At 69.1% G+C, this 17,939-nt stretch carries 22 protein-coding genes; 11 read left to right on the top strand and 11 right to left on the bottom strand.

Annotated elements, in window-relative coordinates; translation table 11 throughout:
* Positions 1 to 32 precede the first annotated feature (32 nt).
* Positions 33 to 266 carry a hypothetical protein gene (locus ACH413_RS37415; RefSeq protein ID WP_360039601.1) on the bottom strand — a complete coding sequence of 78 codons (234 nt, stop codon included), beginning with the start codon at positions 264 to 266 and terminating at the stop codon, positions 33 to 35.
* A 137-nt stretch (positions 267 to 403) separates the two neighbouring features.
* On the opposite strand from ACH413_RS37415, the gene ACH413_RS37410 reads away from it, so the two are divergent.
* On the top strand, positions 404 to 943 hold the full coding sequence (locus ACH413_RS37410; protein ID WP_360039604.1) for a hypothetical protein: 540 nt from the start codon (positions 404 to 406) through the stop codon (positions 941 to 943).
* Positions 940 to 1,443: an NADAR family protein gene (locus ACH413_RS37405; RefSeq protein ID WP_360039607.1), complete on the top strand. Its 504-nt coding sequence runs from the start codon at positions 940 to 942 to the stop codon at positions 1,441 to 1,443. The genes ACH413_RS37410 and ACH413_RS37405 overlap by 4 nt, the downstream gene beginning before the upstream one ends.
* Here ACH413_RS37405 and ACH413_RS37400 read toward each other — a convergent pair.
* Complete coding sequence (locus ACH413_RS37400) at positions 1,421 to 1,951, bottom strand: NUDIX hydrolase (protein WP_360039610.1); 531 nt, start codon at positions 1,949 to 1,951, stop codon at positions 1,421 to 1,423. The two genes, ACH413_RS37405 and ACH413_RS37400, sit on opposite strands and share 23 nt — an antisense overlap.
* 102 nt (positions 1,952 to 2,053) lie before the next feature.
* Here ACH413_RS37400 and ACH413_RS37395 point away from each other — a divergent pair, with 102 nt between their 5' ends.
* On the top strand, positions 2,054 to 2,317 hold the full coding sequence (locus ACH413_RS37395; protein WP_360039613.1) for a hypothetical protein: 264 nt from the start codon (positions 2,054 to 2,056) through the stop codon (positions 2,315 to 2,317).
* Between the two features lie 57 nt (positions 2,318 to 2,374).
* Here ACH413_RS37395 and glnA read toward each other — a convergent pair whose 3' ends face one another.
* A complete protein-coding gene (glnA, locus tag ACH413_RS37390; protein ID WP_360039616.1) occupies positions 2,375 to 3,799 on the bottom strand; it encodes a type I glutamate--ammonia ligase in 1,425 nt (474 codons plus the stop codon).
* Positions 3,800 to 3,968: 169 nt separating this feature from the next.
* Here glnA and ACH413_RS37385 point away from each other — a divergent pair, with 169 nt between their 5' ends.
* Complete coding sequence (locus ACH413_RS37385; RefSeq protein ID WP_360039619.1) at positions 3,969 to 4,442, top strand: RDD family protein; 474 nt, start codon at positions 3,969 to 3,971, stop codon at positions 4,440 to 4,442.
* A gap of 75 nt (positions 4,443 to 4,517) precedes the next feature.
* Here ACH413_RS37385 and ACH413_RS37380 read toward each other — a convergent pair whose 3' ends face one another.
* A complete protein-coding gene (locus ACH413_RS37380) occupies positions 4,518 to 5,249 on the bottom strand; it encodes a DUF4191 domain-containing protein (RefSeq protein ID WP_360039622.1) in 732 nt (243 codons plus the stop codon).
* A 60-nt stretch (positions 5,250 to 5,309) separates the two neighbouring features.
* Here ACH413_RS37380 and ACH413_RS37375 point away from each other — a divergent pair, with 60 nt between their 5' ends.
* The 5 genes from ACH413_RS37375 (at position 5,310) to ACH413_RS37355 (ending at position 9,543) form a co-directional block, all read left to right on the top strand.
* Positions 5,310 to 7,379 (top strand): ATP-dependent DNA helicase UvrD2, encoded by a 2,070-nt coding sequence (locus ACH413_RS37375; RefSeq protein WP_360039625.1) that lies wholly within the window; start codon positions 5,310 to 5,312, stop codon positions 7,377 to 7,379.
* A gap of 146 nt (positions 7,380 to 7,525) precedes the next feature.
* Positions 7,526 to 7,798: a hypothetical protein gene (locus tag ACH413_RS37370; RefSeq protein WP_319977888.1), complete on the top strand. Its 273-nt coding sequence runs from the start codon at positions 7,526 to 7,528 to the stop codon at positions 7,796 to 7,798.
* Between the two features lie 98 nt (positions 7,799 to 7,896).
* Positions 7,897 to 8,217 (top strand): WhiB family transcriptional regulator, encoded by a 321-nt coding sequence (locus tag ACH413_RS37365; RefSeq protein WP_093598193.1) that lies wholly within the window; start codon positions 7,897 to 7,899, stop codon positions 8,215 to 8,217.
* Positions 8,218 to 8,503: 286 nt separating this feature from the next.
* Complete coding sequence (locus ACH413_RS37360; RefSeq protein WP_360039629.1) at positions 8,504 to 9,376, top strand: methyltransferase; 873 nt, start codon at positions 8,504 to 8,506, stop codon at positions 9,374 to 9,376.
* On the top strand, positions 9,373 to 9,543 hold the full coding sequence (locus tag ACH413_RS37355; RefSeq protein WP_330270783.1) for a hypothetical protein: 171 nt from the start codon (positions 9,373 to 9,375) through the stop codon (positions 9,541 to 9,543). The genes ACH413_RS37360 and ACH413_RS37355 overlap by 4 nt, the downstream gene beginning before the upstream one ends.
* Before the next feature lie 921 nt (positions 9,544 to 10,464).
* Here the strand turns inward: ACH413_RS37355 and ACH413_RS37350 are convergent.
* The 4 genes from ACH413_RS37350 to ACH413_RS37335 form a co-directional block, all read right to left on the bottom strand.
* A complete protein-coding gene (locus tag ACH413_RS37350; RefSeq protein WP_360039632.1) occupies positions 10,465 to 11,007 on the bottom strand; it encodes a hypothetical protein in 543 nt (180 codons plus the stop codon).
* A gap of 85 nt (positions 11,008 to 11,092) precedes the next feature.
* Positions 11,093 to 12,403, bottom strand: a complete 1,311-nt coding sequence (locus ACH413_RS37345) for an AarF/UbiB family protein (protein ID WP_360039635.1) — start codon at positions 12,401 to 12,403, stop codon at positions 11,093 to 11,095.
* Positions 12,400 to 13,164: a TOMM precursor leader peptide-binding protein gene (locus tag ACH413_RS37340; protein WP_360039638.1), complete on the bottom strand. Its 765-nt coding sequence runs from the start codon at positions 13,162 to 13,164 to the stop codon at positions 12,400 to 12,402. Before ACH413_RS37340 ends, ACH413_RS37345 begins: the two co-directional genes overlap by 4 nt.
* Positions 13,165 to 13,246: 82 nt before the next feature.
* Positions 13,247 to 13,402 (bottom strand): DUF5679 domain-containing protein, encoded by a 156-nt coding sequence (locus ACH413_RS37335; RefSeq protein ID WP_169746029.1) that lies wholly within the window; start codon positions 13,400 to 13,402, stop codon positions 13,247 to 13,249.
* A 195-nt stretch (positions 13,403 to 13,597) separates the two neighbouring features.
* Here ACH413_RS37335 and ACH413_RS37330 point away from each other — a divergent pair, with 195 nt between their 5' ends.
* Positions 13,598 to 14,125, top strand: a complete 528-nt coding sequence (locus tag ACH413_RS37330) for a M48 family metallopeptidase (RefSeq protein ID WP_360039641.1) — start codon at positions 13,598 to 13,600, stop codon at positions 14,123 to 14,125.
* Positions 14,126 to 14,227: 102 nt separating this feature from the next.
* Here the strand turns inward: ACH413_RS37330 and ACH413_RS37325 are convergent, their stop codons facing one another.
* Positions 14,228 to 15,529, bottom strand: coding sequence for a zinc-dependent metalloprotease (locus ACH413_RS37325; RefSeq protein ID WP_360039644.1), 1,302 nt, complete (start codon positions 15,527 to 15,529; stop codon positions 14,228 to 14,230).
* Between the two features lie 44 nt (positions 15,530 to 15,573).
* Between ACH413_RS37325 and ACH413_RS37320 the strand changes: the two genes are divergently transcribed.
* Positions 15,574 to 16,653 (top strand): PDZ domain-containing protein, encoded by a 1,080-nt coding sequence (locus tag ACH413_RS37320; protein ID WP_360039647.1) that lies wholly within the window; start codon positions 15,574 to 15,576, stop codon positions 16,651 to 16,653.
* A 5-nt stretch (positions 16,654 to 16,658) separates the two neighbouring features.
* Here ACH413_RS37320 and ACH413_RS37315 read toward each other — a convergent pair whose 3' ends face one another.
* Together ACH413_RS37315 and ACH413_RS37310 are read right to left on the bottom strand one after the other, a co-directional pair.
* Positions 16,659 to 17,225 (bottom strand): hypothetical protein, encoded by a 567-nt coding sequence (locus tag ACH413_RS37315; RefSeq protein ID WP_360039650.1) that lies wholly within the window; start codon positions 17,223 to 17,225, stop codon positions 16,659 to 16,661.
* A 133-nt stretch (positions 17,226 to 17,358) separates the two neighbouring features.
* Positions 17,359 to 17,898, bottom strand: a complete 540-nt coding sequence (locus ACH413_RS37310; RefSeq protein WP_093598216.1) for a PPA1309 family protein — start codon at positions 17,896 to 17,898, stop codon at positions 17,359 to 17,361.
* Positions 17,899 to 17,939: the final 41 nt, after the last annotated feature.

The raw sequence follows: 17,939 nt of genomic DNA, 5'->3' as shown, positions 1-17,939 counted from the left end.
GCCTCGCGGAGTGCCCCCACTTCTGGAACTGCTCAGTCCTCGTCGGAATCCGGGTCCACCGCCGGGGCGCTGGTGTAAATTTCGACGACCCACTCCTCCTCCAACGCTTCCGCGTCGTCGGCGTCGGGCACGAGCCGGTTGTAGACCCGGACACCGAGGTCGAGCACGTCAGCGGCCTGAACCGCTTCGAGGGCATCGGGTGCCGAGTCGAAGATGTGGGTGGTGAGCAGCTGCGGAGCCGTGAATTCGGCGACATCTTGAGACACGGGCGGACCCTAGCGCATTGACGTTTCACCCAATCGAGATGAGACTAGGCGCGCTCAGTGGGGGAGCTGTGGTTCGTCACGGGGGTCTAGCAGAGGAAGTCATGCAGCATCGCAGGGTCACGCGCCGAGGAAAGACCGTGATCGCCATCGCGGGCGTGGCGGCTGGTGTGCTGGCACTACTCGGTGTGATCGAATATGCACTGAACGGCAGCAACTCCGCCGCGCAGCCCAACGTCACCGCCACGACGACTACGTCGAACGTCGTCGAAACGCCTGATGGCGCACTGGAAACCACCGAGCCGTCCGCGGACGTGAAGGTGCAGACGGGTTCGTTCAAGCAGCAACGCGGCATGCTGACGATAGAGGTCACTCGCGTCGAAGCGGCGAACAACCGCGTGAAGCTGTTCGTGACGGCCACCAACGCCTCCCAGGCCAGAATGACCCTCCCCGTGGTCGGCATCGCCGTCCTGGACGATCTGAACCGCACCTACGCGGCGTCGAGCAGCAAGTGGGACGGCCCCGTCACGCAGGGCACCACCGCCTCGGGCACCGTCATCCTCGACGAGAAGCTCGGCACCGGTGTGAACTCGCTCACCCTGACGTTCTCGTCGATCTCCGGCCAGTTCGCGCCGACCGGCGCCGCGATCACCGTCACCGGGATCCCGCTGCCGAAATGACCGTGAAGTACCTGTTCTTCTGGGGCCATCAGCCCGAACGTGACGGCAGTGTCGGCAAAGGCTGTCTCTCGCAGTGGTGGCCGTGCACGTTCTCCGTCGAGGGCCAGGACTTCTCGTCCGCCGAGCACTACATGATGTGGCGCAAGGCGTTGCTGTTCGGCGACGACTCCGTGGCTTCGCGCGTGCTCGCCGCCCGCACACCGGGCGAGGCCAAGGCACTGGGCCGTGAGGTGTCGGGTTTTTCCGACGCCACGTGGGAATCCGCGCGTCTGGAGATCGTCGTCGAGGGAAACCTGGCGAAGTTCGGCCAGGACCCCGCACTGCGTTCCTACTTGCTGGGCACGAACTCCCGCGTCCTGGTCGAGGCCAGCCCGCAGGACCGCGTGTGGGGCATCGGTCTCGTGGCGTCCGACCCGCGCGCTCAGGACCCGTCCTCGTGGCTTGGCCTGAATCTCCTCGGCGAGGCCTTGATGGAGGTCAGGGCGAGGCTTTCAGCGTGAGGTAGGTGGTGAGTGCCGCCAGCGTGATCCCGCACGGAACGAGTCCTTTTCGGATCAACGCGGGAATCTCGTTGAGCGGTACCCACTCCACCCGCGCGGCCTCGGCGGGATCGTGCTCGCCGACCTTGACCGCGCCGGTGCCGACGAAGACGTGCGTGGTGTGAGAACTGAGGCCGTTCAACGGGTTGATCGTCACCAACGGCTCGACACCGACCCGGTACCCGGTCTCTTCCTCTGTCTCCCGCACCGCGGCGGTCTCGGCCGTCTCACCCGCCTCGAGCCGGCCCGCGGGAATCTCCCAGCCCCACACGTCAGTCGTGAACCGATGACGCCACATCAGCAACACGTGCTCATCCCGCACCACGACCACCGCCGTGGAGGCGAACGGCAACCGCAACACGTGATGCTCGAACCGCTCGCCTTCAGGGATCTCGACGTCGTCGAGGTCGACGCTCATCCACTCCGACTCGTAGATCCTGCGGGTGCCGTGCACCGTCCACTGCGTCACGCCGCAACCTCTATCACGCGGCCGTCGCTTCCTGCTCGATGAACCCCGCCGCCTCCCCGCCCGTGTGTCAGGGAGTCGGGGAGACCTCGAAGAGGAGAAGTGATGTTCAGCTACTCAGGACCGGCCCGGCTCGTCTACGCGGACGGCAACGCGGTCGAGCTGGACCGGGTGGACCTGATCGAGACGGTGAACGACGGCGGGCTCTGGCAGCTGTCCGGCGCCGGCACCGCCATGGAGGAGCTGACCGGTGGTGAGGCCCGGATCAAGCTGCCGACCGGCGGCGAGGCCGAGGTCCTGGTCTCCAACGTCCGGGTCAGCGAGGGGATGAACGGGGTGTCGTCCACCGTGACGCTGCTCGGCACCTAGAAAGGCCGAAGGCCCGGCGGGAGTTCCCGCCGGGCCTTCAACGCAAAGCTCAACCGATCACACGTCGTAGTAGAGCGCGAACTCGTAGGGGTTCGGGCGCAGACGCAGCGGGTCGATCTCCTGCTCACGCTTGAACGAGATCCAGGTGTCGATCACGTCCGGGGTGAACACGCCGCCCTCGAGCAGGAACTCGTGGTCGGCCTCCAGGTTGTCCAGCACCGCGTCGAGGGTGGCCGGGACCTGCTTGACGTCGCGGGCCTCCTCGGGCGGGAGCTCGTAGAGGTCCTTGTCGATCGGGGCCGGCGGCTCGATCTTGTTCTTCACGCCGTCGAGGCCCGCCATGACCATCGCCGAGAAGGCGAGGTACGGGTTGCCCGAGGAGTCGGGGCAGCGGAACTCGATGCGCTTGGCCTTCGGGTTGTTGCCCGTGATCGGGATGCGGACGCACGCCGAGCGGTTGCGCTGGGAGTAGACCAGGCTGACCGGGGCCTCGTAGCCGGGGACCAGGCGGTGGTAGGAGTTCACCGTCGGGTTGGTGAAGGCCAGCAGCGACGGCGCGTGGTGCAGGATGCCGCCGATGTAGTGGCGGGCGGTGTCGGACAGGCCCGCGTAGCCGCTCTCGTCGTGGAACAGCGGCGAGCCGTCCTTCCACAGCGACTGGTGGGTGTGCATGCCCGAGCCGTTGTCGCCGAACAGCGGCTTCGGCATGAAGGTGACGGTCTTGCCGGCCTGCCAGGCGGTGTTCTTGATGATGTACTTGAACAGCATCAGGTCGTCCGCGGCGTGCAGCAGCGTGTTGAACTTGTAGTTGATCTCGGCCTGGCCGCCGGTGCCGACCTCGTGGTGGGCGCGCTCGACGGTGAAGCCCTGGGCCTCCATGTTGAGGACCATCTGGTCGCGCAGGTCGGCGTAGTGGTCGTTCGGGGTGACGGGGAAGTAGCCACCCTTGTACTTGACCTTGTAGCCGAGGTTGCCGCCCTCTTCCTCACGGCCGGTGTTCCACCAGCCGGAGACCGCGTCGACCTTGTGGAAGGAGCCGTTCGCGGTGGTGTCGAACTGGACCGAGTCGAAGATGTAGAACTCGGCCTCGGCGCCGAAGTACGCGGTGTCCGCGATGCCCGAGTCGGTGATGTACTGCTCGGCCTTGCGCGCGATGTTGCGCGGGTCGCGGCTGTACGCCTCACGCGTGAACGGGTCGTGCACGAAGAAGTTGACGATCAGCGTCTTCTCGATGCGGAACGGGTCGAGACGCGCGGTGTACAGGTCGGGCAGCAGCAGCATGTCCGACTCGTGGATGGACTGGAAGCCGCGCACGGAGGAGCCGTCGAAGGCGAGTCCCTCTTCGATCGCGTCGGCGTCGAACGCCTTGGCGGGCAGCGTGAAGTGCTGCATCACGCCCGGCAGGTCGCTGAACCGCACGTCGACGAACTTGACGCCCTCGTCGGTGATGAACTTCAGCACCTCGTCGGAATTCTTGAACACCCTCGTCGACTCCTTGGCTATGGAATACGGCTGGCCATCGCGTGCGACCGTATGCGGGCGGTGTTGCCCGTCCGTCACTCCGATGTTTCGCCAGTGTTAACGGGACCGCTCAACCAGGCAAGGCGACCTGCCCGTGCTCACCCGTTGAGCACGGCTTTACTCTGGTGGGGTGAGCAGGTGGACCGGTTCGTGGCTGTCTGGACCCAATTCGGTGCTGTCGCCGGGTGACGACTCGAACGACGGCACGCAACAACGCTGGCGAGGCGAGCGGCACGGCTTCCCCGAGAAGGGGCCGGGCTCCATCGCCTCGATCGGGCGGCGCACGGCCGCCATCTTCGTCGACTTCCTGCTGGCCGCCGGCGTCGCGGCCGTGTTCACCCAGCCCGACCTGCCGAAGAACTGGAGCCTGCTGGCCTGGTTCGTGATCACCGTGGTCGCGGTGGCGTTCTTCGGGTTCACGCCGGGGCACGCGCTGCTCGGGCTGCGGGTGGCGCGGATCGACGGCAAGACGTTCGTGCACCTGCCGCGCGCACTGCTGCGCACCGTGCTCATCTTCCCGCTGATCCCGGCGCTGGTCTGGGACGCGGACGGCCGCTGCCTGCACGACAAGGCCGCGGGCACCGTCGTCATCAAGGTCCGCTAGCTTCCCGAGAACGTGAAGAGGCCCGCCGCACTTGATGTGCGGCGGGCCTCTTCGTGCTGGTGGGAGCGGGTTCGGTCAGCCCCGGCGGCGCATGGCGCGCTGGACGTTGCGCATCTTGGCGCCGGCCGGCATCGGGCCCTTGGGCAGTGCGGCGCCACGGCTGGCCAGCGCGGCGAGGCGGGTCTCCAGCGTGTCGACCTGGGCCGCCGTGATGTTGCGCGGCAGCTTCATCAGCTTCGACTGGAGCTTCTTCAGCGGGACCTGGCCCTCTTCGGTGCCGATGATGAAGTCGTAGATCGGGGTCTCGCCGACGACGCGGGAGATGCGCTTCTTCTCCTGCGCGAGCAGCGGCTTCACCCGCTGCGGGGCGCCCTCGGCGACCAGGACGACGCCCGGCCGGCCCAGCACGCGGTGCACGGCGTCGAGCTGCGTGGTGCCCGCGACGGCGGGGGTGACGCGCCAACGGCCGCGCAGGTTCTCCAGGGCCCAGGCGCCCGCGCCCGGCTGGCCGTCCGCCTTGCGGAAGACGTTGCTCTGCACGCGGCGGCCGAAGATGATCACGGCCAGCAGCGCGCCGATCGCGACGCCCAGCGGCACGAACATCCAGACCGCGTTGAAGACGATGCCCAGGACCACGGCGATCGCGGTGACGCCCAGCAGGGCGCCCAGCATCATCGGAATGAGCGCCTTGTCCTCGCGGCGCTGCATCTTGAACGCCTCGAAGATCTGCTTGCGCCGTTCGCGTGAGGCCGCGCGGCGAACCTTCGCCGCTTCCTTTGCCGCCGCCTTGTCCTGCTTACCAGCCATGTGGACAGGATACGGCGCGGTGGTATCAGTCTCGCATCGGCCGTCTGCGAGACTGCCGGGATGGACGCGTTGCTGGAGGGTCTTGATCCTGAACAGCGCGCCGCGGTCGAGGCCCCACGCGGCCCCGTGTGCGTGCTCGCGGGTGCCGGTACCGGCAAAACGCGCACCATCACGCACCGCATCGCCTACCTGTGCCAACGCGGCCACGTCGCTCCGTCGCAGGTCCTGGCGGTCACGTTCACCAAGCGCGCCGCGGGGGAGATGCGCACACGTTTGCGCTCTCTGGACGTGAACGGCGCACAGGCCGTGACGTTCCACGCCGCCGCTTCACGCCAGCTCCGCTACTTCTGGCCGCGCGTCATCGGCGGTCCGCGCTGGGAACTGGTCGACCAGAAGATCCGCGTCGTCGCCCGCGCCGCGACCAGGCTGGGACTGCCGACGGAGCCGGACGCGCTGCGCGACCTCACCAGTGAGATCGAGTGGGCGAAGGCGTCGCTGCTGACGCCGGAGGACTACCCGGTCGCCGCCGCTCGCGCCGCGCGGGACATCCCGGCGCCCGCCGAGCAGATCATGAAGCTCTACACGACCTACGAGCAGCTCAAGAACGAGGCGCAGCTGCTCGACTTCGACGACCTGCTGCTCTACACGGCCGGTGCGCTGGAGGACAACGCGGAGGTCGCGCAGGAGTTCCGCGACCGCTACCGCTGCTTCGTCGTGGACGAGTACCAGGACGTGACGCCGCTGCAGCAGCGCGTGCTCGACTCGTGGCTGGGCAACCGCGACGACGTGACCGTGGTCGGCGACGCGAACCAGACCATCTACTCGTTCGCGGGTGCCTCGCCGCAGCCGCTGCTCAACTTCGGGCGGAGGTTCCCCGAGGCGGTCGTCGTGCGGCTGGAGCGGGACTACCGGTCGACGCCGCAGGTCGTGGAACTGGCCAACGACGTGATCAAGTGGGCGCGCGGACGTCCCGCCGGCTCGCGGCTGCAGCTGATCGGGCAGCGGCCGGAGGGGCCGAAGCCGCGGTTCCACGAGTTCGACGACGAGCCGAGTGAGGCCGACGCCGTCGCCGGTCGCATCAAGACGCTGCTCGACGAGGGCGTCGCGGCGTCCGAGATCGCGATCCTCTACCGCGTCAACGCGCAGTCCGAGGCGTACGAGCAGGCGCTCGCCGGGCTCGGCATCCCGTACCTGGTGCGCGGCGGCGAACGCTTCTTCGAGCGCGCCGAGATCCGCCAGGCGATGATCACGCTGCGCTCGTCGGGCGAGGTCTCGGGGAGCCTGCCCGAGGTCGTCCGCTCGGTGCTGCACCGCGTCGGGCTGACCGACGAGCCGCCGACCGGTGGCACCGCCCGCGAACGCTGGGAGTCGTTGCTCGCGCTGGTCGAACTCGCCGAGGAGTTCGCCGTCACCACGCCCGACGCCGACCTGCCGCGGTTCTGCGTGGAACTGGACGTGCGGGCCGAGGCTCAGCACCCGCCGACGGTCGAAGGCGTGACGCTGGCGTCGCTGCACGCGTCGAAGGGCCTCGAATGGGACGCCGTGTTCCTCGTCGGACTGGTCGAGGGCACGATGCCGATCCAGTACGCCGACGGCGACGACGCGAAGATCGAGGAAGAACGCCGCCTTCTGTATGTAGGTGTCACGCGCGCGCGTGAGCACATCTGGCTGTCGTGGGCCTTGGCGCGCGCGGCCGGTGGGCGCAAGTACCGCCGCCGGTCGCGGTTCCTCTACAACCTCGTTCCCGAGAACCACCCCGCCGCACGCGTATCCGGTGGCGCGCAGCGTCCTCCTCTCATGAAGAAGGAGAAGCCGACCTGCCGGGTGTGCGCGTCGACGCTGGTCGAGGCGCAGGCCGTCAAGCTCGGCCGATGCAGGTCCTGCCCGTCCGATGTGGACGAAGAGCTGCTCGAGTCGCTGCGCCGATGGCGTGCGGGACGGGCGCGGGAGCTCAAGGTGCCCGCGTACGTCGTCTTCACCGACGCGACCCTGGTGGCGATCGCGGAGCAGCGACCCACGGATTCGGCCGGACTCGTCGCGATCTCGGGCATCGGCGCCTCCAAGCTTGATAAGTTCGGTGACGACGTGTTGGGCCTGGTCCGAGCCGGTGTCGGGTACTCCGCCACCTGATCGGGACAAGTTTCGTTAAATAGGTTGCGAGCCCCAGGTACGGGGTCATAACCTGCTCATGCCGGGTCCGGAGGACCCGTCTGGGGAAGAAGAACTACTACTAGCTCTCGATGCAGAGCTCTCTCGTTCGGAGGAGGTGGCCCGTTGTGAAGATCTTCAGCATCTCTCGCGCGCTCGGCCTCCCGTTGACCGAGGGCATCTGCACGTCCGCATCCGCTCAGGCCATGTGGCACACCTCTGCCCACAAGCCAGTGGCACTGCTGGGCCGTGAGCGGGGCACCGCTCTGCGCGGCACCGCTCTGACTGTCTCGGAACTGGGCAGCGAGCAGCCGATCGCGCTGCCGGTCATCGATGACGTCGACAACTACACGAATGCGCTGTCCGCGCATCAAGTGAGAAGGCTCCTGCCGACCCCATAGAGGGTCGAAGGACCACCAGGCTCACGAAAGCCGCGGACTCGCCAAGAGTCCGCGGCTTTCGTGTTTTTTGCTGTACCCCACACAAGGAGAAAACCCTGATGTTGACCGCGACTGTCCCGCTCACGGGCGAGACACTTCCGGACCTCGCGGAGGGGCTGGACATCCCCTGCCGCACCCACAACCCCGACCTCTGGTTCGCCGACGCGCCTGCTGACCTCGAGAAGGCGAAGTCCTTCTGCGGGACCTGCCCGGTTCTCGCGGAGTGCCTCGCCGGCGCGATCGCACGTCACGAGCCTTGGGGCGTCTGGGGTGGAGAGATCTTCGAGCGCGGTGTCGTCATCGCGCGGAAGCGCCCTCGTGGCCGTCCGCGCAAGGACGCGACCGTTGTCACTGCCAGCAAGACGGAGGCGGCGGCGTGAACACCGACCAGCTCAGCAACAGCGCGTTCCCCACCTACCTGAACGAGGGCCTGACACCCATGTCTCTGAATGAAGAACTCGTGCGAATACGAATACAAGAAGCCCAGAGGTTCGCGGAAGAGCAACGCCTGGCGAACCGCCTCGCGTCAGCGCAACGTTGGCGCAGGTTGTCGCGATGGGCGGGACGCAGAGCGGCTCGCTTCGACCTCTGACAGTCTCGAGCTGAGGCCGTCATCCACGAGAAGGTGGATGGCGGCCTCGGCCGTTCCTCCGTACCGTTCCCTTTGTGCCGCACCACACTCACGACGGAATCGACTGGTCCGCCCGCCTCCACGCGATGAGGCGCTACGGCTCGCTGCAGGCGGAGGCCTTGTCCTCGGTCGCGCGCAGGCTCGTCGCCCCACTGCCGGACTCGCCGGTGGTGATGGACGTCGGCTGCGGCGCCGGTTCGATGAGCGTGCCGCTCGTTTCGGCCCTGCGCGAGCACGGCGGAGGCGTTCTCGTGCTGGTCGACGCCACGCCCGAACTGCTGGACGCCGCCTGCGCCGCGGCCCGCACCGAAGGCGACGGCGTCGTCACGGTGAAGCCCGTGCTGGCAGACCTCGCCGCGGAAGACCCGCTGTCGTTCGCCGGCCCGGTCGAGCTCATCTGGGGATCGCGGGTGATCCACCACCTCCCTGATCAGTTGCGCGGGGTGAAACGCCTGGTAGAAGCCTTGGCTCCCGGCGGCTGGCTGGCACTCGCGGAAGGCGGCCTCGAAACCCGCTTCCTCCCGTGGGACCTCGGCGTCGGCGCACCCGGCCTCCAGGACCGCATGGCCGCGGCCCGCGCGTCGTGGTTCACGGCGATGCGCGAGAACATGAAGGGCTCCGTCCGCCTCCCGGTCGGCTGGAACGTGGCCCTGGCCGACGCGGGCCTCGGCGAGATCAGCGCCTTCAGCTTCGTCGTCGACCACCCGGCCCCGGCCAAGCAACTCGTCCGCGACTGGGCGGTCGACCGCCTGACCTGGCTGTCCGAGATCACCGGCCCGCACCTGCACCCGGCAGACCGCGACGCACTGCGCCGCCTGCTCAACCCCTCCGACTCGGAGTACGCGGGCGCCCGCGAGGACGTGTTCCTGCTGGAGACCGACACCGTGCACGTGGGACGGCGCCGGTGACCGCCTGCCACAGATGCGGGCGGCTGCGTTCCTCCGTTTCCGACCTGGAGTTCCTGGCCTGGTCGTCCGAGCGGACCGGTGGCTCGATCCGGTGGTTGTGTCAGGTGTGCTCGAAGACCCACGTGCGGGACATCGAGGGCAAGCTGCCGGACGAGTACTGGCGCTGACTCACCTGGTCCGCGGGTCGCGCGGCGGGTGAGGTGACGCGGGCCCGTGGGTGTGGGCCGCGTTGGTGAACGTCGTCCGCTGGGTGTGGGGCTGAGGCCTGCCTCCGTTGTCTGAAGGTGGCGCTGGCGCGGCGCTCGGCATGTGGCGCCGGTGGTCAGGGCCGTGCTGGCTGACCTGCGGTGTCTTGGGTGTGGTGGGGGTCGGCGGCCCGCTGAGGTGGGGTTGGCGAGCGGGGTCGCGCGGCGCCCGGCGTGTCTCCGGTGGCCAGGAATGTGCTGACCTGCGACGTCCCGGATGTGGTGGCGGTCCGCTCGGGTGGGGTTGATGAGCGGGGTCGTGCGACGCCTGGCATGCCTTCGGTGGTCAGGACCGCGTTGGTGGACCTGTGTTGTCTCGGATGTGGTGAAGGTCGGCGGTCTGCTCGGGTGGGTCGACGAGAGGAATCGCGCGGCGCTAGGCATGCTGCCGGTGGTCAGGACCGTGGTGGCTGACCTGTGGTGTCTTGGGTGTGGTGGAGGTCGGCGGTCCGCTTGGGTGGGTCGACGAGAGGAATCGCGCGGCGCTAGGCATGCTGCCGGTGGTCAGGACCGTGGTGGCTGACCTGTGGTGTCTCGGGTGTGGTGAGGGTCGGCGGTCCGATCGGGTGGAGTTGACGAGCGGGATCGCGCGGCGCTCGGCACGCTGCCGGTGATCAGGACCGTGGCAGCTGACCTGCGGTGTCTCGGATGTGATGAGGGTCGGCGGTCCGATCGGGTGGAGTCGGCGAGCGGGATCGCGCGTCGGTTGAAGCGACGCGAAGCCCGTCGGTGTGGGCTGTCTCCCGAACGAGGGGCCGCCTCCGAGGCCGGGCGGCAGTGCCCGCGCGACGCTGAACATGACCACACCGATCTGCGGCGGCGCCTACCGCAGGCGTTGGGTCGTCAGGTCGGGTAGAGGTGGCTTAAGGCCTGCCTGACCAGCGCCGTTCCCCTCCGGCTGCTCACCCGCAACTCCTCCGCGAGATCCGCCGGCGAGCACAGCCGCGCCCCCACCACGGCGTCGAGGATCTCCACGACGGCCCGCGGGTTCAGCTCTCGCCGAGCGAGGTCCAGAGCAGCCCGCGCGGGACCGGCCAGCCGCAGCCCGTGCCGCTCCACCACGTCCGGCGGACGGCTGGTGCGTTCGAGCAGAATCCACGGGTGTGCTCTTCGCGCATTGCTTCCCGCGAGCACGTGAATGTGCCGTGGAAGGGGAAGTGCTGCGCCTTGGCGAACCAGTGCGTCGGCTCCCGTGATCACCGAGGAAGGGCCGGCAAAGGAAAGGACGGCGCGCAGCCGATCAAGCCTGGTCGCCGGTGACGGCTTGGTCAGAACTACGCCGGGCAGCAGCTGCTGCCACGACCCGGCGGGGGTGCAGTGACGCAGGATCTCCCGCGAGGAGATACCGGATTTGCGCAGCTCAGCGGTGGTCGCGATGTGTGTCATGCGTTCATCGTGGCGCAGGGGAAGGCAGGTAAACCCGGGCTGAAGCCAACCTGTGGACAACTTCGGCCAGGTTCACTCGGACGAGTTAGTCGTCGAATCCCGGCTGCCAGCGCGCGACGATTTCGCGTGCGGTCACATGGGCGTCCAACTGGCAGAGAATGCCCGTCGCTCCCATTGTCACGCGGTGAATCAGCAGGTATTGCGGCGGCAGGTTCAACGAACGGCCCGTCTGCGAGTCCGGGCTGCGCAGATCACCCACCCGTTCGGCCTGCGACTGCAGCCAGCGGCGGGTGAAGTGGAACGACTCGGCGCGCAGCGGCTCCACGAACGGTGCCAGGTAGCCGAGCACGTCCTCGCCGTGCAGTTCCATGCCCTCGCGGATGAAGTTCTCGGTGCGCAGCAGCTCGACCAGGTCGGCGGAGCGGCCGTCCAGCGCCAGCCTGGTCATCAGGCCGAGCGTCTTCGGCAGGCCGTCCGGGAGGCGGGCGACGGCGCCGAAGTCGAGCACGCGCAGGCGGCCGTCGTCGCCCAGCATGAAGTTGCCGGGGTGCGGGTCGGCGTGCAGCAGGCCAGAGCGCGACGGGGCCGAGAAGTGGAACTCGGCGAGCAGCTGGCCCGCCAGGTCGCGGTCCTCCGCGGTGCCCTCGCGGATGATGTGGGCCAGGCCCACACCCGACGTCCACTCGGTCACCATGACCTTGGGCGACGAGGCGATGACGCGGGGGACCAGGACGTGCGGGTCGTTCTCGAAGGCCTTCGCGAACGTGCGCTGGTTCGCGGCCTCGTCGCGGTAGTCGAGCTCCTCCAGGTACCGGTCGCGCAGCTCCTCCAGCAGGGGGCGCACGTCGGTGCCGGGCATGATCGCCTGCAGCAGCCGGCTGAACCGCAGCAGCTGCTTCAGGTCGGCGCGCAGGGCCTCGTCCGCGCCGGGGTACTGGACCTTCACCGCCACGTCGCGGCCGTCGTGCCACACGGCGCGGTGCACCTGGCCGATGGACGCCGACGCGGCCGGGTTGTCGTCGAACTCCTGGAAGCGCTTCGCCCAGGACGCGCCGAGCTGTTCGGCGAGCACGCGGTGCGTGGTGCGGGCGGGCATCGGCGGGGCGGCGGTCTGCAGCTTCGTCAGCGCCTCGCGGTACGGCGCCGCCAACTCGTCAGGAACCGCGGCCTCGAACACGCTCAGGGCCTGGCCGAACTTCATCGCGCCGCCCTTGAGCTGGCCCAGCACCGCGAAGACCTGTTCCGCCGTCTTGGCCGTCACCTCGGCGTTGACCTCGTCGGCCGCGCGTCCGGTCAGTCGCTTTCCCCAGCCGCCGACAACCCGGCCGGCCACCCCGAGCGGGAGGCTCGCCAGCTTGGCGGTGCGCTGCACGGCCTTGCGCGGAATCTCGGTCACTCGGCCATGTTATGTGCGGAGCACTGACAGTCAGGGTGCGGATACCAGCTTCGCCTCTCAGCGACGCCCGCCGCGAGGTCGAGTTCGAGAGTGGCGTTCAGCACGGGCGGCGGAGCCAGGTCGCGGCCGCGGACGTAGATCAACGACTCCAGGATCTGCGCCACCGCCAGCGCCGCCGTTCCCGACGCGAACAGCACGTCGGTGGAGGCCGGTCGGTTCGCGAGCTGGGCGGCGATGACGGGCCACGCCGGATCCTGGTCGGCGCGGTGCAGGTCCGCGCAGTTCAGGCAGGAAGAACGGCCAGGCAGCACCAGCGGTCCGACGATGCCCACGCCCTCACGCACGCGCACGGCCAGATGCGGCGTCCGGAACGCCATCAGCGTGCTCACGAGGTTCGGATCGGGGACCTGCGTCGCCGCCAGCACCGTCAGATCGGCGTTGTGCGCGAGCTGAACGCTGGATTCAGCCAGAAGCGAAGTGATGGAGAGGGCGAGGTGCCCGGACCCGTGGACCGCGGCCGTCCCGCCCCTAGAAGGCGGGCCGTCGTCGAGCAGGCCGGCTTCTTCGAGTGAGACGAGAACTTCACTCAGCTGGGTGGGGTCCTCGCCCCGGGATTTCAGCCTCTCACCCAGTTCAGCGACGGTGTGGCGGCCGTCGAGGGTGATCAGTTCGTCGACCACCGCCTCGGGCAGCGAGTCGATGACGACGGCGTGTTTCGGGTCGGTGCCGACCTGGACGACGCCGGGGGCTCTGCGCACCACGGCCAGTCCTGCACGCACACGGGGTCTTGTGTCCACGAGGGTAGAGACTGGCAGGGGGCGGGGCCCCCTGCCAGCGCAAACGTCAGACCTTGGCCTTGCCGAGGATCCGCGTCATCTTCGTACCGCAGACAGGGCAGGTGCCCTTCGCCATGCGCCGCCCATTGGTCTCCTCGACGTTTCCGTCGAAGTCGCGCTTCTCGCGACACTTGACGCAGTAGCCGTTGTAGGTGTCGGCCACAGCCCCTCCCTTGCAGTTGTGAGTGCGGACACACTCGGGGACCTTGGCGCGACGGTACCTCCGCAGGCGTGCGAAACCGCGCATGTCGATCCCGCGCGTGTCCAGCCGCCGTTCGGTGGAACTTCACCCGCCGGGTGCGCGCCTGCCGCCGGTTGGGGGCCGAAAATTGTCGGTGACGACGTTTACGGTGACTGCATGGCCGAACCGCGGGTGGAAGTGCGGCGGAGCCCCCGGCGCCGCCGCATGGTCAGCGCGTACCGGGAGGGCGACACCGTCGTCGTCCTTCTGCCGGCACGGATGACCAAGGGGGAAGAGAAGCACTGGGTGGCGGAGATGTTGAGCCGCCTCCAGCGCAGTGAGACGCGCAGGAAGTCCCCTGCGCGCACATCGGACGAGGCGCTCATGGCGCGTTGCGCCGAACTGTCGGCGCGTTATCTCGACGCGCTGGCCGAACCGGTGAGCGTGCGCTGGGTGCCGCCCATGCGCACGCGTTGGGCGTCGTGCACGCCGACGGAGGGCACGATCCGCGTGTCCGAACGGCTGCGCGACGTGCCGCCGTGGGTGCTCGACTACGTGCTGGTGCACGAACTCGCGCACCTGCTGGTGCCAGGGCACGGCAAGGACTTCTGGGAGTGGGTCCACCGCTACCAGAAGACCGAGCGGGCCATGGGCTATCTGGAGGGCCTCTCGGCCGCCGCAGGCTGGGGGATCTCGGAAGACTGACGATCGACCACGGAAACCCTCGGCGACGGTGTGCGCCGAGGCCTCGAACGCGAAGCGCCCGGTGAGGGAACTCCTCACCGGGCGCGGCGTTCAGAACTCAGGTCAGGCCTCTTCGGGCTTGCCGCCCTTCTCGCCGTCCTCGCGCATGGTGCGCTCCAGCTCGGCGATCGGGTCCTCAAGAGCCTTGCGGGTGTTGGTCAGGCGCTCGGCGAACTCCAGCGGGTCGTCGAGGTCCTCGGCGGTCGGGACGAGCTCGGCGTGCTCCCACACGCTGTCGCGCACCTCGACGCCGTGCTGGTCGCCGATGAGCTTCCACAGCGCGGAGGCGGCCCGCAGCTTGCGCGGGCGCAGTTCCAGGCCCACGAGCGTCGCGAACGTCTGCTCGGCCGGGCCACCGGAGGCACGGCGGCGGCGCAGCGTCTCGCGCAGGGCGGGAGCACCGGGCAGCCGGTCGGCGACGGCGGCGTCGACCACGACGTCCACCCAGCCCTCGACGAGCGCGAGGAGCGTCTCGAGGCGGTTGAGCGCGGCCTTCTGCTCCGGCGTGGTCTGCGGCTCGAGCAGGCCCGAACTCATGGCCTCCTCGATGGAGGCCGGGTTCGACGGGTCGATCTGGCCCGCGAGCTGCTCCAGCGCCGAGGTGTCGACCTTGATGCCCTTGGCGAACTCCTCGACGGTGTCGAGCAGGCGCTGCCGCAGCCACGGCACGTGCGTGAAGAGCCGCTGGTGGGCTGCCTCGCGGGCGGCCAGGAACACCATCACCTCGGACGCGGGACGCTCGAGGCCCTCGGTGAACTTCTCGATGTTCGCCGGCAGCAGGGCCGACGTGCCCTCGGGCCCGAGCGGCAGGCCGACGTCGGTCGAGGTGAGCACCTCGGAACCGAGCTGCGCGAGCGCGTTGCCCAGCTGCGAGCCGAACGCCATGCCGCCCATCTGCCCGAGCATCGCGAGCAGCGGACCGGCCGCCTGCTTCGCCTCGGCGGGCATCGCCTCGACCCACGCGCCGGACATGCGCTGCGCGACCGGGTCGCACAGGCGCTGCCAGGTGGGGATGGTGCGCTCGATCCAGTCGCGCGCCGTCCACGCCTGCGTCGTGCGGGTGCCCGCGGGCAGTGACGTGACCGGGTCCAGCCACATCTCGGCCAGGTGCACGGCGTCGGTGACCGCGCTCGACTGGTCGGAGGCGAACCCGATGGTGGTCGTCGTCGAGGACAGCTGCTGGAACGCGATCTGCTTCGCGAGGTCGTAGTTGACCGGCCCGCTCGACGACCCCGCGTTGCTCAGCATGGAGCCCAGCTGACTGAGCATGTTGCCCAGCTGGCTGAAGTCGAACGGGTTGTCTCCAGGCTTCCCGCTCTTGTCGTCGGGGTCGTGCGGGCTGAACCCGAACGGCACGTCACTCATGCCTCTACCGTACGCGGATAGACATGGTCGTACGCTGTTCAGCCGTGAGTGAAACCGTCACGACCGCACCCCCACCAGCGCTCCCGCCGAGAGAACGCGGACTGACCCGCCGGACGTGGACGCTGATCGTCAGCTTCCTAGTGGTGGCGGCGCTCGGACTGCTCGGCGGTTTCGCCAGAGTCCCGTACGTCGCGCTGGGCCCCGGCCCCACCTACGACGTGCTCGGCAAGGTCAAGGACACCGACGTCGTCTCGGTGGACGGCCAGGACACGTTCCCCACCAAGGGAACCCTGCGCATGACGACGGTCTCGCTCACCGACGACGTCTCGCTGTTCGGCGCACTGGGCCTGTGGCTGTCGGGCCGCTACGCCCTGGCGCCGCGCGAGGAGTTCTTCAAGCCCGGCGAGTCGGAGGAGGAGGTGCAGAAGAACAACGAGCTCGCGTTCAGCGAGTCGCAGACCTCCGCCGAGGTCGCCGCGCTGCACTACCTCAAGTATCCGGGCATGGTGATCGCGAACCAGGTCACCAAGGGCAGCCCCGCGGAGAACATCATCCCGCTCGGCGCCCGCATCATCTCGGTCAACGGCAAGCAGGTGCAGAGCGCCGCCGACGTCAGCAGCGCCCTGGAGAACACCAAGCCGGGCGACCGCATCGAGGTGGCGTTCGAGAAGGACGGCACCTCCCAGTCGACCCAGCTCACCCTCGGCACGCGTGACGACGGCCGTCCCGCCGGCTTCATCGGCATCTCGCCGGTCGACCGCGCCGACGTGCCGTTCAAAATCAAGATCAGCCTCTCCGACGTCGGCGGCCCCTCGGCCGGCCTGATCTTCGCGCTGGCGATCGTCGACAAGCTGACGCCGGGCGAGCTCAACGGCGGCAAGGCCATCGCGGGCACCGGCGAGATCGCGGGCGACGGCACGGTGAAGCCCATCGGCGGCATCGCGTTCAAGATGGTCGCCGCGAAGGAGGCGGGCGCGCAGGCGTTCCTCGTGCCCGCCGCCAACTGCACGGACGCGAAGCAGCAGGCGCCGGCGGACCTCAAGCTGATCAAGGTCGAGAACCTGTCGGACGCCGTGTCGTCGCTGGAGGCGCTCAACTCCGGCAAGGACACGCCGAGCTGCTGACCTGATCAGGTCAGCACGGCCGGAGGCCACCCGTCCAGGCCGGCGAACTGGCGCAGGTACCGCTCGCACCGCGGCCCGAAGTCGGGGCCGCGGTCGGGCAGCCTCGTCAGCTCGACCACCCGCTGCGGTGAGGGCTCCGGCGGCTCCAGCATGAAGATGGTGATGTCGACGAACTCACCGCCGCCCCGCTCGGCGGCGGTGAGGGCGAGCGCGGTCGCGACCACGACGCCGGCACAGGTTCGCTCAGGACCGAAGGACGGTTCGACGTGGTCGAACGCGACCGCCACCGCACTGCCTCCCGCCGAGGTGGTGAAGCGGAACCAGCGGCGGCTCGACCGGTCGGCGGGCGCGTCCCGGTCGTGCTCCGCGACCACCAGGGAGCGCTGTTCGGCCGAGTCGAGGCGACGGCCGGCGTACACGAGTCCGGCATCGCCCCACTGCGGGTCCGCGAAGACGTGGACGGCGGGCGGGTCGTCGATTCCCAGAAGCCGACCCGTGGTGTCGCGCGCACCCGTGACGAGCTCCTCGAGGGAGATCGGCGTGTGCATCGTTGCCCAGAGGTCGACGGTCATACCGGGACCGTAGGCAGCCGTCTCGTGCCGTCGCCACCGAGAAATCGCTGTCCGCTTGCCGCGAACACCGGGCGACGAGATCAACCCCGGCGCGAGCACGCGCCGGGGTTGTGCCAGCCTGGGGACGTGACGACTAGGGCCGCAGCGTGGCGAGCAGGGCGTCGGTGAGGTTGGGCGCCAGCTCGGGGTGCTCGACGACCTCCTCTGGCACCTCGACCGTGCCGCGCAGCCGCAGCAGGCACGAGACCGAGCCGTCGCGCAGCACCACCGCCACCAGGCGGGCCTCGCGCCGTGCCGGGTGTGCGGCCGCGAACTGGCGGGCCGCCTCGTCGTCCAGGTCGCCGTGGCTCAGTTCCGTCTCCGCCTCCGGGGGCAGCACGACGATCTCCTGGGCCAGGGCGCAGCCGGTGACGGCCGGGGGCCATTCGATGCCCGCGAGCGCGTCGGCCAGGTCGCCGTCCAGGGCGTCCTGGGCGATCGGGGTCAGCGGGCTCGACTCCGGGTCGAGCTGGCTGCGCAGCTCCGGCTGCTGGTCGATCAGGTCTGAGGTGGCCACGAGGGCGAAGAGTTGCGGAGGCTGCTCCCAGCCGCCTGCCGCTACGAACTCCTCAACCTCGCGGGCGACCGTCGGGAGGATGACCGCTGGCGTTTCACTTGCTGACACGCGTGTCATCGTAAGACTGCGGGCTTCACGGGAACCCAGGGCGTCGTCCG

Source organism: Lentzea sp. NPDC020367, from assembly GCF_044387305.1.
In the GTDB taxonomy this organism is placed as follows: domain Bacteria; phylum Actinomycetota; class Actinomycetes; order Mycobacteriales; family Pseudonocardiaceae; genus Lentzea.
This window is presented reverse-complemented; position numbering and strand designations above follow the sequence as displayed.